General features: G+C 71.1%; 10 protein-coding genes. 2 read left to right on the forward strand and 8 right to left on the reverse strand.

Going from position 1 to position 14,350, the window contains the following annotated elements; all coding sequences use genetic code 11:
• Positions 1-108: 108 nt before the first annotated feature.
• From CLV71_RS39115 to CLV71_RS39125, 3 genes are read right to left on the reverse strand one after another with little or no spacing between them, the layout of a single operon-like run.
• On the reverse strand, positions 109-297 hold the full coding sequence (locus CLV71_RS39115; RefSeq protein ID WP_133907979.1) for a DUF6222 family protein: 189 nt from the start codon (positions 295-297) through the stop codon (positions 109-111).
• Between the two features lie 60 nt (positions 298-357).
• Positions 358-1,962 (reverse strand): tyrosine 2,3-aminomutase, encoded by a 1,605-nt coding sequence (cmdF, locus tag CLV71_RS39120; protein WP_133907980.1) that lies wholly within the window; start codon positions 1,960-1,962, stop codon positions 358-360.
• 6 nt (positions 1,963-1,968) lie between these two features.
• The gene (locus tag CLV71_RS39125; protein WP_208297965.1) at positions 1,969-5,124 is read right to left on the reverse strand and encodes a non-ribosomal peptide synthetase; all 3,156 of its coding nucleotides are present in this window, start codon (positions 5,122-5,124) and stop codon (positions 1,969-1,971) included.
• A gap of 312 nt (positions 5,125-5,436) precedes the next feature.
• On the opposite strand from CLV71_RS39125, the gene CLV71_RS39130 reads away from it, so the two are divergent.
• Positions 5,437-6,810: an extracellular solute-binding protein gene (locus CLV71_RS39130; RefSeq protein ID WP_166664440.1), complete on the forward strand. Its 1,374-nt coding sequence runs from the start codon at positions 5,437-5,439 to the stop codon at positions 6,808-6,810.
• A gap of 62 nt (positions 6,811-6,872) precedes the next feature.
• On the opposite strand, the gene CLV71_RS39135 is transcribed toward CLV71_RS39130, so the two are convergent.
• A complete protein-coding gene (locus CLV71_RS39135; RefSeq protein ID WP_133907983.1) occupies positions 6,873-7,586 on the reverse strand; it encodes a DUF2306 domain-containing protein in 714 nt (237 codons plus the stop codon).
• A 261-nt stretch (positions 7,587-7,847) separates the two neighbouring features.
• Between CLV71_RS39135 and CLV71_RS39140 the strand changes: the two genes are divergently transcribed.
• Entirely contained in the window at positions 7,848-9,071 is a 1,224-nt protein-coding gene (locus tag CLV71_RS39140) for a multicopper oxidase family protein (RefSeq protein ID WP_166664441.1), read from the forward strand.
• Here CLV71_RS39140 and CLV71_RS39145 read toward each other — a convergent pair.
• The 4 genes from CLV71_RS39145 to CLV71_RS39160 all read right to left on the reverse strand — a co-directional run bounded on the left by CLV71_RS39145 (position 9,068) and on the right by CLV71_RS39160 (position 14,322).
• Positions 9,068-9,760 (reverse strand): hypothetical protein, encoded by a 693-nt coding sequence (locus tag CLV71_RS39145; protein ID WP_133907985.1) that lies wholly within the window; start codon positions 9,758-9,760, stop codon positions 9,068-9,070. The genes CLV71_RS39140 and CLV71_RS39145 overlap by 4 nt on opposite strands.
• Before the next feature lie 180 nt (positions 9,761-9,940).
• Positions 9,941-10,771 (reverse strand): methyltransferase domain-containing protein, encoded by an 831-nt coding sequence (locus CLV71_RS39150; protein WP_133907986.1) that lies wholly within the window; start codon positions 10,769-10,771, stop codon positions 9,941-9,943.
• Between the two features lie 10 nt (positions 10,772-10,781).
• Positions 10,782-12,113 (reverse strand): condensation domain-containing protein, encoded by a 1,332-nt coding sequence (locus tag CLV71_RS39155; RefSeq protein ID WP_133907987.1) that lies wholly within the window; start codon positions 12,111-12,113, stop codon positions 10,782-10,784.
• A 34-nt stretch (positions 12,114-12,147) separates the two neighbouring features.
• Positions 12,148-14,322, reverse strand: a complete 2,175-nt coding sequence (locus CLV71_RS39160) for a molybdopterin-dependent oxidoreductase (RefSeq protein ID WP_133907988.1) — start codon at positions 14,320-14,322, stop codon at positions 12,148-12,150.
• Positions 14,323-14,350: the final 28 nt, after the last annotated feature.

Consider the following 14,350-nt stretch of genomic DNA (forward strand, 5'->3'; position numbering starts at 1 on the left):
CGGCCCGCGCCGCTGTCTTATCCGCGGGTGCCGTCCCCACCTCCCAGCGCACTGAAGGCGTCCTTCGTAACGCTGGGGGTACTGAAGGCGTCCTTCAGTGCACGGGGGTCAGGCCGCTTCGGGCAGCTGGCGCTGCTGTTGGCGCGCCGCCTCGTCCGCGGCGATGGCGGCCAGGATGTCGGCCCAGACGATGCCCCTGGCCAGGTTCGGCTGCTGGCGTGTGTGCCGCAGCTCGTCGACCAGGTCGGTCGGGGCCTCCGGGTCGGTCCGCCGTGCCGGCGTGTCGAAAGGTGACATGGTCTTCTCCGTTTCTCCGCGGCGGGCCTGCCACGACGGCGACAGGCCCACCGCGTGTTCTCAGCGCAGGGTGACCCCGCCGGTCGTGAGGGCGTCGAGGAACTCGCCGCCCCGCAGCGCCTCGGCGATCTTCTCGATCTCGTCGGCCATGTAGCGGTCGTCCTGCAGCGTCGGCACCATCGACCGGATCTTGTCGTAGGTCAGCTTCGCGGCCGGGCTCAGCCGGTCGTAACGCCCGGACACGTCGACGGCCTGCGCGGCGGCCAGATACTCCACCGCGAGGATGTAGTTGTTGTTCCCCAGCACCCTGCGGGCGTTGCGGCCCGCGATCAGACCCATGCTCACGACGTCCTGGTTGTCGCCGTTGGACGGCACGCTCTGGGTGCTGGCCGGGCCGATCGTCCGGTTCTCGGCCACCAGCGCCGTCGCCGGGTACTGCGCACCCGCGAACCCGCAGTTGAGGCCGGGGTCGCCCGCGACCAGGAACTCGGGCAGGCCCGACAGGTACCGGTTGAGCAGCCGGTTGGTGCGCCGCTCGGAGAACACGCCGAGCTGGGTCAGCGCGATCGTGGTGAAGTCCAGCACGAACGCGACCGGCTGGCCGTGGAAGTTCGCGCCGTGGAAGACGTCCTTGCCCTCGAAGAACAACGGGTTGTCGTTCGAGGAGTTCAGCTCGGTCTCGATCGTCTCCACCGCGTGGTACAACGTGTTCCGCACGGCGCCGACGACCTGCGGGATGGCCCGCAGCGTGTACGCCTTCTGCAGGTACACGTCGGTGCGCGAGACGTCGCCGCCGGTCTGCTGCTCCTGCGCCTGACGCGTCAGGTCGGCGTGGTCGACGGCGAGCCCGCTGCCACGCAGCAGCTCGCGCATGTTGGCCGCGGTGTCGATCTGCCCGCGGTGCGGCCGCGCGATGTCGTGCCCGTCGGCCTGGAACGGGCTCGTCGAGCCCTCCAGCGTCTCGACCACCAGCGCGGTGACGATCTCCGCCTGCCGCACCTGGTCGAGCGCCCTGCCGACGACGAGCGCGCCGAGCCCCGTCATGGCCGACGTGCCGTTGATCAGCGCCAGGCCTTCCTTGAACTTCAGGTCCAGCGGCGTGATGCCGTGCTCGGCGAGCACCGGGCCGGTGGTGGTGCGGGCGCCGTCCCGCAGGACGTAGCCCTCGCCGATGACCGTGCTCGCGATGTGGGCCAGCGGGCCGAGGTCACCGCTCGCGCCGAGCGAGCCGATCTCCGGGATGGCCGGGATGATGCCCTGGTTCAGGTACAGCGCCAGCCGGTTCAGCAGCTCGGGGCGCACCGCGGAGTAGCCCTTGGCGAGCGCGTTGAGCCGGGCGGCGAGGATCGCGCGTGCCTCGTCCTCCGCGAAGACCGGGCCGACACCGGCGCTGTGGCTGCGGACCAGGTTGGTCTGCAGCTCGGTCTCCTTGGACACGTCGACCAGCATGTAGATCATCTCGCCGTAGCCGGTCGTGACCCCGTACACGGGCACGCCGTCCCGCACCAGGCCCTCGAACAGGTGCCTGCTGCGCTCGGCCCGCTCCAGCGTCGTGAGCGGCACCCGCACCTGCGCACGGCCCTCGGCGACACGCCGGACGCCCGCGATGTCGAGCTTCTCGCCGTCGAACTCCAGCGCCGGCGTCGTGCTGTCAACAATGGCCACGGTTTCTCACCCAATCCTGGTTTCGGGATCTGCTTGTCCTGCGGCCGCTCCCGGCCTGCCCGCGCGCTCCGACAGGCCCGCGATCGTCGGGTCGGCGAGGAAGTCCCGCACGGGGACCACCACCCCGGCTCGTTCGCGGACCCGCCCGAGCAGCACGGGTACCCGCAGCGAGTGACCGCCCGCCGCGAAGAACGACTCGTCGGCGCCCGACGGCGCGGCGCCGAGCACCTCCGCCCACACCGCGGCGATCACACCGTCCACACCGGACGATCCGGTCGGTGCCGAGGCGGGCCCTGGCACCGGAAGCCTGCGCCGGTCCACCTTCCCGCCGAGGTTGCGGGGCAGGCCGAGCACGGTGTTGAACAACACGGGGTACTTCGACCGGCCGAACCGCGCGTGCAGTGCGGCCCGCCAGTCCACTGTGGAACCCAGAGCCTCGCCGGTCGCGTCACGCAGTGGCACCACGTGGGCGATCAGCCGGTTCACCAGGCCCTCGGCGTTGGCGACCGCGACCACCGCGCACTCGGCGACCGACTCGTGCTCGGCGATGGCCGCCTCGATGTCGGTCAGCTCGACCCGGTTGCCCTGGAACTTCACCTGCAGGTCGCGGCGGCCCCGGAACTCGAGCGCCCCGTCCCACCTGCGGCGACCGAAGTCGCCGGTCCGATAGCACCGCGTGGTCGCGGTGCCCGGCGCGGCGGGGGAGCGCAGCGGCGCGAAGGCCGCGCGCTCACCTGCCGCCGCGCCGGTGTACCCGGGGGTGACGTGCGGGCTGAGGACCACGAGGTGTCCGGTGACGCCGGTGGGGCACGGGCGGTCCTCGTCGTCGAGCACGAGCACCTGGCGGCCGGGCAGCGACTGTCCGATCGGGACTGGTCCGGCCGGCGCGTCGCCGACCTCGTGCCAGGTGGCGAGGATCGTCTCCGTCGGCCCGTACAGGTTGATCACCCGCACGGAGGGAAGCGTGGTGCGCAGGGCGTTCGCCAGCTCACCCCGCAGCGCCTCGCCCGCGAGCAGCACGTGGTCCAGTGCGACGAGCGAGGACGCGGCGTCCGCGGCGACGGTCGCCCGGAGGATCTCCCGCGCGAAGCTCGGCACGGTCTGGAACAGCGTGATCCGCTGGTCGGCGAGCCAGCCGACCATCTTCTCCGGGTTGGGCCGGATCCGGTCGGGCACCGGGCACAGCGTCGCACCCGCGGCGAGCGTCGCGAACGTCTCGACGAGGCTCGCGTCGTAACCCGGTGCGGCCCACTGCGCGACCCTGGAGCCGGGGCCCACGCCGAACTCGTCGGCGAACCACCCCGTGAACTGCGCGAAACTGGCGTGCGTCGTCGGGATGCCCTTGGGGCGCCCGGTCGAGCCGGAGGTGTAGGCGACGTAGGCACGCGCCTCGAGGTCGGCCGGCGTGGGCGCGGACCGGCCCGCGCCGGTGTCGATGGTGGCGTGGTCGACGAGCCGACCCCCCAACTCGTCGCGGAACCAGACCGCCAGCTCGTCCTCGGCCGCCTTGCCCTCCGCCAGCAGGACGACCGGCCGCAGGTCTGCGAGGACGGCACGGCCGCGTTCGCCGGTGTCGCCGGTGCCCAGGCACACCAGGTGCGCGCCGGCGTCGAGCACACCGAGCAGGGCGGCGAGCTGGCCGGGGCCTTGCGGCAGCCGTACCGCCACCGCCGCGCCGTCGACGGAACCGGTGCGCCGCAACGCCTCGGTGACCGCGCCCGCCGCGCCGACCAGTTCGTCGTAGCTCACCGTGGTGCCGTCCCAGACCACCGCCGGGGCGTCCGGGTGGGCTCGCGCGAACGCGTGCACCCGTTCCTGCACGGTGGTGCCGTCCCCGACAGCGCCGGTCAGGTCCGCCGCGCGGGTGGTGGCGCCGACCCGGGCGGGCACCTCGAGTGGCAGCTCGCCGACCGCGCGGTCCGGCCGGTCGAGCGCCGCCGCGAGCAGCGTGTGCAGCTGACCGAGCAACCGGTGTGCGGACTCGGCGTCGAACAGGCTCGCGCGGTAGGCGAGCGTGCCCGCGACGGTGCCCTCACCGGTCCCGCGGACCGACAGCGTGAGGTCGGTGGTGACCGTGGTGTGCTTGAGGACCTCCTCGCGCACCGCGGTGCCCACGAGGCGCAGCTCGGGTGGGTTCCCCCGCACCAGCAACGCGTCGACGAGCGGCAGCCTGCGTGGGTCGCGGTCGACACGCAGTGCCCGCACCACGCGGTCGAACGGGATGTCCGCGTACGTGCGCGCGGTCCGTGCCCTGGCGGCGACGCGGCGCAGGTGCTCGGCGAACGTCGGCCCGTCGGTGAGGTCGGCGGCGTGCACGACGAGGTTCTCGTACGCGCCGACCAGACCGGTGTCCTGCGGGCGGCGGATGCTGACCGGCGTGCCGACGGTGACCCCGTCCGAGCCGGAGAGCCGGTGCAGCAGCACCTGGAACGCCGCGAGGAGCACGACGTCCGGCGTGGTGCCGGCAGCCTGCGCGCGGACCGCGAGCGCGGCGCCGTCCGGCCACTCGAACGCCAGCACACCGCCGGGGCTCGACGGGCCGTCGGTCCTCGGCCGGTCGGTGGGCAGGTCGAGCGGCGGGGCCTCGGGGGTCAGCGCGGAGAGCCACCAGCCGAGGCCGCGCCACGCCTCCGGGCTGTCGGCGTGGGCCCGGTGCCAGGCGGCGAAACCGGCGTACCGCTCGTCGGGCAGCGGCGCCAGCGCGGGCGTCCGGCCCGCCACGAGCGCCGCGTAGCACTGGGACAGCTCGGCCAGCAGGATCGCCGCCGACTCGTCGTCGGCGACCGCGGGGTGGCGGCCCAGGACGAGCACGTGGTCGTCGGGCGCGACGCGGACGGCGGTGAGGCGGACGAGCGGGCCGTCGTCGAGCGCCACGACTCCCGCGGTCGCCCTGCGGAGGTCGGTGTCGACCAGCAGTTCTGCCGCCGCGCCGATCCGCCGCTCCGGCACACCGTCGCGTGCGGACAGCGTGGTGCGCAGTGCCTCGTGGCGGCGCGTCAGCACCTGCCACGCGTGTCGCAGGACGGCGAGGTCGAGGGGGCCGCTGACCCGGTACGCGAGACAGGCGACCGGGCTCGGACCGTCCACCTGGGACAGGAACCACAGGCCGTCCTGGACGGGTGAGGTCACGGTGTCGCGAGCACCGGGCTGGACGTCGGTCACCCCTGGCCTCCGCGGCGGAGGTGGTCCCGAGAAATCGCGTTGTCGGGCGCATTCGAGGCGACTGGCATTTCCGCGCACGTCCTTTGTCTCGAACGGATGGCTTGGTGAGGCCCCGGCAATCAGCGTCACATTGGAATTCAGGCGACGCATCTCCACAGTTGCGCAGCGGTTGAGCAAGCGTTGAGATGCGGCTCATTCCGTCAGGTTCGACTATGAGGCGTTACCTGCTGACAGGCTTTTCACTCGAGTGGAGGTATCATGCGCCGAAGTCGGTTACTGCCCACGGCATCTCTCGCCGCTGTGATATTGCTCTTGCTGGTCGCGTGCAGCGGCGCCGTCGGCGCGCCGGGCGGCGGTCACAGCAAGAAGTACGTCATCAACGTGATGTTCTCGAATTATGATTTCCCGGGCATCGTCGAGACGCTGACCAAGCGTGCCCGTGAATTCGAGAAAAAGCATCCGGAATACAAGCTCAATGTGGAGTTCCCCTACTACCAGCGGTTGCCCGAGGACGTGGAGAAGGCGGCGCTGAACGGCGAGGCACCCACGATCGCCTCCTACAACACCTCCGCCACCCAGTTCGCGTGGGACACGATGGACGCGAACGGCAAACCGGTCTTCACCCCGATCGGCAAGGCGATCGCGGGCCGCACGCAGATCCTCGGCGAGAAGGTCGTGGTCGACGACCTCGTGCCCGCGGGCCGCAACTACTACAGCGTCGCCGGCGAGCTGGCCGCCATGCCACTGAGCCTGTCGACACTGCACCTGTTCGCCAACATGACCATGCTGAAGGCGGCGGGTGTGCAGTCGGTGCCGCGCACGTGGGACGAGATCACCGCGGCGTGCGACGCGCTGGCGAAGGTCGCCACCAGCCCGGAGCACTGCATCGCGTTCGCCAACGAGGGCAAGCTGTTCCAGCAGGCGCTGGCCCAGGCGGGCGTGCCGCTGACGGACAACGACAACGGCCGGTCGGGCCGGGCGACGACCGTCGACCTGAACTCCCCGGAGCTGGTCGGGTTCGCCACCTGGTGGCAGAGGCTCTACCAGTCCGGCTACTTCCTCTACACCAACAAGATGGAGGACTGGGGCGGCACGTTCGACGCCTTCGCCAAGCAGCAGGTGGCCTTCGGCGTCACGTCGTCGTTCGCGATCAACTGGAAGGTCGACGCGGCCAAGCAGGGCAACTTCGAGCTGGGTGTCGGCCCGACGCCGAGCAGCAGGGCGCCGTACTCGGGCGCGTGGCTCGGCGGTGAGGGCATGTACCTCGCGGCGGGGCTGGACAAGAAGACCCAGGACGGCGCGCTGGCCTTCATGAACTACCTCAACAGCCCCAAGAACGGCGCCGAGTGGCACACGGCCTACGGCTCGTCGCCGGTCACGGGCGGCGTCTACAAGGAGCTGCAGCGCCAGGGCTACTACAAGGACCACCCGGACCACCTGGTGACCGTGGAGCAGCTCAACGCGGCCCCGACGACCTCGGGCGGCTCGTCCGCGCTGGTCGGCGCGTTCGCGGGCATCCAGTCCTCCCTGATGCGGGCGATCGACGACATCATGGAGAAGGGCGCCGACCCCCTGGCCCGGCTGACCAGGGCCGACGACATCTCCCAGGAGCTGCTGACCGACTACAACGACCACTGCCTCGTCGTGGGCCTGCGGCCGACGACCTGCTACACGGTCGACAGCTAGGTAACACGCAAACAGGGCCGGCCGAGGAGATCCTCGGCCGGCCCTGTCGTCTCGTGTTCCCGTCAGGCCTCGCCGGCTCGCGCGACGGACGCCGGGACCGGCGCCGGACGGCGGGCGGTGCGGTAGAGCCACCACTGCACCAGCATCAGGTTGCCGACCCACGGGATCCACCGGCCGCCCTCACCGAAGTAGATCGGGTCGATCATGATCCCCATCTCGGAGGTGGCGACGTAGAAGAAGAACGCCCACGGGTTGTTGGCCGCGACGGCGAAGCTGTACAGCATGTGCCTGCGGTGCTTGGCCCACTGGCCGCGGCGGGCGTACCGGTAGGCGGCGACCGTCGTGCCGAGCCAGAACAGCAGCATGCACAGGCTGCCGACCTTGCCGGGCATCGGCGCCCAGAAGACGATCCCGAGGCCCGAGAGCCCACCGATGACCGCGCCGATCACGTAGATCCTGCCGCTGACCCGGTGCACCTTCGGGAACTGCAGGCGCATCCTCGGCCACACCTGGAGGACCATCGTGATCATCGCCAGCGTGGCCGCCGACATGTGGATGACGAGCAGCGGGTAGTACAGCGGGTAGTCGTCGTGCGGCGGCAGGAAGAGCTGCTCCTCGGGGACCCCGGCGACCGGCTCGATCTGCATGTAGAGGTAGACGGCGACCACGGCGGCCAGCGGCAGGATCCAGGGCCGCCGCCAGAACGGCTTGGACGGCCGCGAAGGCGGCGGCGGTTCCGGTGCCGTCCTTTCGTCGACGTTCTCGATCAGGGTCACGGCTGCTCCTATCGTTGTTCGGGAAGCGGGCGTCACTCACGGCGAGGTTTGCTCAGTCGGGGAATTCGAGAACAAAGCTCAGGTGCCGATCGTCACATTGGTGTTTCTCCGGGTCATCTCGTTCCGTGCGAAAAACGCACAAAGCGGGAAATCGGCGATTCCGAATCAATGGCCGGATCGCGCACTCTCGGAGAAGCCACGCGGGCGCGCGCGGTGCGAGGCTCGCATGAGCCGTTGTCGCGTCGATCGGGGGAGTCGGTGGTGAACAGGAGGAAGCTGCTGGCCTGCGGAGGCATCGCCGCGGGCGGTGCGCTCGCCGGGCTGCCGCTGCTGGCCGTGGGCAGGCCGGTCGCCGCCGCCGCGCCACGGGGACCGGTCTTCAGCCCGTACTCCGAGGAGATGCCGGTACCGCCGGTCCTGGTGCCGGAGATCACGGACGCGGCCGACGTCTACCGGCTCACCGTCCGGGAGGCGACCGCCACGATCGTGCCGGGGCTGCGAACACCGGTGCTCACCTACGGGGGCGCGTTCCCCGGCCCGACCATCCGCGCCAGGCAGGGCCGACCCGTCCAGGTCGTCGTCACCAACGAGCTGGACAGGGCGGTCGACACCTACCTGCACGGCGGCCTCGCCGAGCCGGACCCGCGTTCGACCCTGGACCCCGGTCGGGCGCGGACCTACGAGTACGGCAACGCCCGGGCGGGCGCGAGCCTCTGGTACCACGACCACACGGGTGCGGAGCCCGTGTACCGCGGCCTGCAGGGTTGGTACCTCCTCGAGGGCGCCGACGAGGCGGCCCTGAACCTGCCGTCCGGCGACCACGACATCCCGATCGTCCTGGGCGACGCCTCGTTCGACGAGCGGGGTGCACTCGTGTGGGGTGCGGGCGGCCGAGGCACGCTGCTGGCGAACGGCAAGGCGCGTCCGTACTTCCTCGTGGCGGCGCGGAAGTACCGGTTCCGGCTGCTGAACGGTTCGGTGGGGCGCGTGTTCCGGCTGGACCTGTCCGGCACCCGGATGACGCAGATCGCGACGGACGGCGGCCTGCTGCCCGCACCGGTGCCACTCACGGAGCTGGTGCTGGGGCCGGGGGAGCGGGCGGAGGTGGTGGTGGACTTCCGCGACCTGCCGCTGGGTGCCCCGGTGATCCTCAACGACGCCTCCGGCGAGGTGCTGCGTTTCGACGTGGTCCGGGAGGCGGCGGACACCAGCCAGGTCCCGGCGACGCTGCGTCCCCTGCCGACACCGTCGGCGACGCGGACCTGGACGGTCACCAACGAGGGCGCCGAAGCACACACGTTCCACCCGCACCAGGCGCAGTTCCTCGTCCTGGACCGCGCGGGCCGCCCGCCGGGGCCCGGAGAGGCCGGGTGGAAGGACACGGTCCTGATCCGCCCGGCCGAGACGGTCCGCCTCGCGGTGACCGGCACCTCCGGCGCCACCTACGACTGGCCGGGCCGCACCAGGCCGCGGATAGCCGACTAGTTCGCCTGTTCGCCTTTTGTGCGTGCCAGGAAGACCTGGCGGGCCTCCTCGACCCTGGTCCGCAGTGCCCAGCCGTGGGCCAGGTCCAGTGGGACGTCGTTGGTGGACAGGTGTTCCTCCGGGTTCGCCGACTCCGTGTAGGCACGGAAGGTCTCGACCGCGCCCTCGCGGAAGAAAACGCAGTGGCCGCCGTAGTTGACGCCCTGGACACCGGGGTAGGCGTAGACGCCTGCCGCGGCGTTGGGGTCGTCCCTGCCCGCCGGTTCGGAGGCGTCGATGTGGTCGACGAGCAGCCTGCCGACGTTGCGGCTGAGCGTGCCGTGGACGAGCCACGCGTACGACGACTCCATCATCTCGACCAGTTCCCCCACGGTGAGCTGGGGTCTGCCCGGCTTCTCCTCGTCGCCCCCCGGTGGCTCGGTGGTGACCGCGGGCGGCGGGGCGGGCGGGTTGAGCACCGACCACACGTACTGGTCCAACCAGGCCGTCACGAGCATGGGCACGAGCCGGTCGGGCAGGTCCACCCGCAACCAGTCGCTCCACTCCTGCCGGGCGTCGGGCGGCGGCAGCTGCCAGGCGGGCTGGGGCGCCGGCAACGGCCGGACCCGTAGCTGCCGGGTCACCGAATGGCGCACCGACCGGGTCACCAGCACCCGGAACAGCTCGCGGACGTACAACGCGTTCGCCATCAGGACTCCGCCTCGCCACCCGACGGCACCGACCCGGACTTGCCGGTCGTCACCGGTTTCCTCGGCGTGGCGGCGATGACTTCCGTGACCCTCTTCTCCTCCATGCGAACCAGGCCGGCCAGGGTGACGCGACGGGCGCCCGCCCCGAAGGGCAGTCCTTCGGGGTGGGCGCGTATCTCCTCAGCGGTACGGTTTTCGTGCCGAGAGGATCACGTAACCCACCTGGTTCCTGCGTGGCGCGAAGAACCCGTGGTGCTGTTCGGCGAACTCGTTCAACGCCGCCTCGCCGAACTTGTCCGCGATCTCCTGGCGCCGCACCAGCGCCGCCTCGATGTACTTCGCCTTGCGGCCCAGTACCCGAGGCCCGCACTGGGTGTACTCCTCGACGTCGAAGCCCGCCGCCCGCAGGTGGCCGATCCACTCCGTCAGGCTCGGCAACCGGCTCAGCCGCAGCGTCTCCATGAAGCGGGCCAACCGCTCCGGCGGCCCGGCCTGCTCCAGGCTGAAGTCCGACATCGAGATCCGCCCACCGGGCCGCAGCACGCGGTACAGCTCCGCCAGCACCTGCGTCAGGTCCGGCGCGTTCTGCAACGACTCCAGCGCCAGTACGGCGTCGAACGAGCCGTCCGGGTACTCGAGGTCCATGAAGTCGCCGTACTCGAAGTCGACCAGGTCGCCCACCGTGCTGGCGCCCGCACGCGCGATGGCGCGCTCCACCTCGAAACGGCTGACGGTGATCCCCGTGACCCTGGCGCCGAACCGCTCGGCCATGCTGATCGCCGTGGTGCCCGGTCCGCAGCCCGCGTCGAGGACCGACTCCTCGGGACGCAGGCCGAGCGTGTCCGTCACCTTCCTGGTGATGCGTGCGACCGCGTTCGCCAGCGACACCCTGTCCTCGCGGTCGTACCAGTACCACATGTGCAGCTGGCCGTCGCGGAACTCGTCGCCGATGGGGGAGCGCTCGTCGTAGTGCTTGCCTATCTGGGCCGCCTCGGCGGCGTCGTCGCCCATGCCGTCTCTCTCAGTCCGGTGTGGACACCGTCTGCTTGAGCACCTGCTGGAACCTGGCCACCAGGTCCCGGACGGTGCTCGCGTCGGTGCGGTTGCTGTTGAACTGCAGCTGGCCGATCATCTCCCCGCCCGCCGGGTCGATGTCGATCGTCCACAGTGCACCGTCGGGGATGTCGGTGCTGACCGTCGCGGGCAGCAGCCTGCGGCGGATCTCGGAGTACTCCACCTCGCCGACCCGCTGCGCGGCCATGACGAACGGGAACTGGAACACCTGGAACGCGAACACCTGCGACTCCTCGGCGCCGAACGCGCCGGCCAGCTCGGGGGAGTCCGCCATGACCCGCGCGAACGGGATGGCGTTGGAGAACGCGCCAAGACAGGTCCTCCTCGTGCGCCCCACCACTTCCCGGAACGACGTGGTGCCGTCGAGGTCGGTCCGCAGCAACGCGAAGTTGAAGAACGAGCCGATGGTGCCCTCGAACCGCGACGGGCCCCGGCCGGACATCACGGTCGTCACGGTGATGTCGGTCTGTCCGGTCAGCTCACGCAGCAGCACGTTGTACGCGGAGAGCAGCACCATGAACGCCGAGCTGCGCGTGGCCCGCGCCAGCTCCAGCGTCGCGACCGTCACGTCCGGGCTGACCAGGAACCGTTCCACCGACGTGTTCTTCGGCCGGTCGGCCGAGCGGGCGAAGTCCGTGCGCACCGCGGTGATCCGCGCGCCGGCGAGCTTGTCCCGCCAGTACGACCGCGACCGGTTCAGCGCCTGCTCGGACGTGCTCGTCCGCTCCCACTCCACGAACTCCTGGTACTGCCGCACGTCCGGCAGCTCGGGGGGCCGCCGTTCACGCCGCGCGGCGTAGCATTCCGCGACCTCCTTGATGATGAGCTGCATCGACCACCCGTCGACCGCCGTGTGGTGGACGATGAGCGCGAGCACCGCGTGGTCGTCGCCAAACCGGCCGAGCACCGCGCGGATGAGTGGCACCCGCATGTCGAACTCGCCGGACTCGGCCTCGATCAGCAGCTCCTCGGCCCGCGTCTCGCGGTCCTCCGGCGCCGTGCCGGACAGGTCGTGCACGGCCAGCTCCGGTGTGGACGGTGGGTGCACCACCTGGTAGCGGTCCTCGCCGTCACGCACGATCAGCGTGCGCAGCGCCTCGTGCCTGGTGACCACGTCGGTGAACGCGGCCCGCAGCACCTCGACGTCGACCGGCCCGCGTAATCGCCAGCCGTAGACGACGTTGTAACGCGGGCCGAACGGGCCCTTGTCGTCGCCCTCGTCGAACGTGCACATGTGTTCCTGGTTGAAGGACAGCGGAATGCGGTCCGCGGCGCTCATCGACTCACCGTCCCGGGTCTCGCTTCGAAGGTGCTCACGCCGGGTACGGGCCCACCGTGACCGGCACGCCGTTGAAGACCGCGTTGCCGGACGGCACGTCCACTGTGGACTCACTGGTCAGCGTGTTGGCGTTCACGCCGGAGTCCTCGATCGCGACCCGCAGCGGGGTGCCGGCGTGGCCCCACCCGTGCGGCAGGCTGACCACACCGGGCATGATCGCCTCGTGCGGCTCGACGTCGACGACCAGCTCGCCGGTGGCCGACCGCACGACGGCCCGCTCGCCGAGCCCGTAACGCGCGACGTCGGCCGGGTTGATGTGCAGCGTGCACCGGTTGCTGCCGCCGCGGAGCTGCTCGACGTTGTGCAGCCAGCTGTTGGCCGACCGCAGCTGCCGCCGTCCGATCAGCAGCACCTCCGGTGTGGGCGCGGTCACCCGCTCCCGCAGCCGCGCGAGGTCGCCGGTCAGCGCGGGCGGGGCCAGCTCGACCTTGCCGGACGGCGTGACCAGCAGCTCCTTCAGCCTCGGCTCCAGGTGCCCGAGGTCGATGCCGTGCGGGTTCGCCTTGAGGTCGGGGAGGCTCAGGCCGTACGGGCCGAGCCGCAGGAACAGGTCCACGATCCGCTCGAGGTCGCTGTCACCCGCCAGCGACGCCCGCACCTCGGCGACCTCCCGGCCCTCGACCGGCGAGCCGGGGATCTGGGTGAACGCGCCGAGGATGTCACCCATCATGCCCTCGGCCAGCATCGACGGGTCGGCGCTCGCCCCTGCGCCCGCCACGATCAGCGTCAGCTTCGCGAGGATGTCGCCCTCGGACAGCTGGTCGGAGCCCAGCGGCAGGACCGGTGGGGAGAACCTCGTGTAGTTCCGGACCGTGACCGTCTGCAGCAGCATGTCGAAGTGCGGCATCTGCAGGATGCGCGGCGGCGGCAGGATCACGTTCGCGTGCCGGGTGGTCTCGTTCAGGTACGGGTCGACGCAGACCATGAAGTCCAGTGTGGACAGCGCGCGGTCGAGGCGCGGGCCGTTGGGTGCCGCGAGCACCATGTTGGCGGCGTTGACGATCAGTGCGCGGACCTGGCCCTCGCCGGGCGTCTCGATCTCGTCGACCAGGGTCGCGGCGGGCAGCTCGCCGAGCACCTCGGGCAGGCCGCGGACCCTGCTGTGCCAGTTCCCGCCGACGTACTGCTGTCCGGTGCGGAACAGCTCGACCGCGGCGGGCCGGGTGAACATGGTGCCGCCGGCCCGGTCGAGGTTGCCGGTGAGGATGTTGAGCACCTCGACCAGCCACTGGGCGAGCGTACCGAACTCCACTGTGGACGCGCCGATGCGGGAGTACACGGCGGCGGTCGGCGCGGCGGCCAGCTCGCGGGCCAGCCTGCGCACGTCGTCGGCCGGCACCCCGCACACGCGTTCGGCCAGCTCCGGGGTGAACTCCTCGGCCAACGCACGCAGGTCGTCAAGGCCGTTGACCTCGAGCGTGACCGAGGTCAGGTTCTCGGCCAGCAGCGTGTGGACGATCCCGAGCAGCAAAACGGGATCGGTGCCGGGCCGGACGAACAGGTGCTCGTCGGCCAGCTCGGCGGTCCTCGTGCGGCGCGGGTCGACCACGACCATCCTGCCGCCGCGCTTGCGCAACGCCCTGAGACGCCCGGGGAAGTCGGGTGCCGCCATCAGGGAACCGTTGGTGACCATGGGGTTCGCGCCGACGACCAGCAGGAGGTCGGTGCGGTCGAGGTCGGGCACCGCGATGGCGAACGCGTCGCCGTAGAGGTGACCCGCCGCGACGTGGCGTGGCATGTGGTCGAGCGTGCCGGACGAGTAGATGTTCTTGCTGCCCAACGACTGCGTCAACGGCGTGCGGTACAGGATCCCGGCCAGCGTGTGGTAGGTCGGGTTGCCGAAGAACAGGGCCACGGCGTCGCGGCCGTGTGCCTCGATGACCCCGTTCAGGCCCTTCTCCACCGCCTGGAACGCCTCGTTCCAGCCGACCTGGCGCCACTGTTCGCCGTGGCGGACCATCGGCGTCCGCAACCGGTCCGGGTCCTCGTCGACGCGGCCGAGGCTCGCGCCCTTGGGACAGATGAAACCCTTGGTGAACGGGTCGTCCCGGTCACCCTGCACTCTGGCGACGCGGTTGTCGTCGTCGAGTGTCAGGCGCAGGCCGCAGACGGACTGGCATAACGGGCAGGTGCGAAGCGCGCTGGTCATCCGACTCGTCCTCGTGCGTGCGTGGCCA

The organism is Actinophytocola oryzae (genome assembly GCF_004364325.1).
GTDB lineage: Bacteria > Actinomycetota > Actinomycetes > Mycobacteriales > Pseudonocardiaceae > Actinophytocola > Actinophytocola oryzae.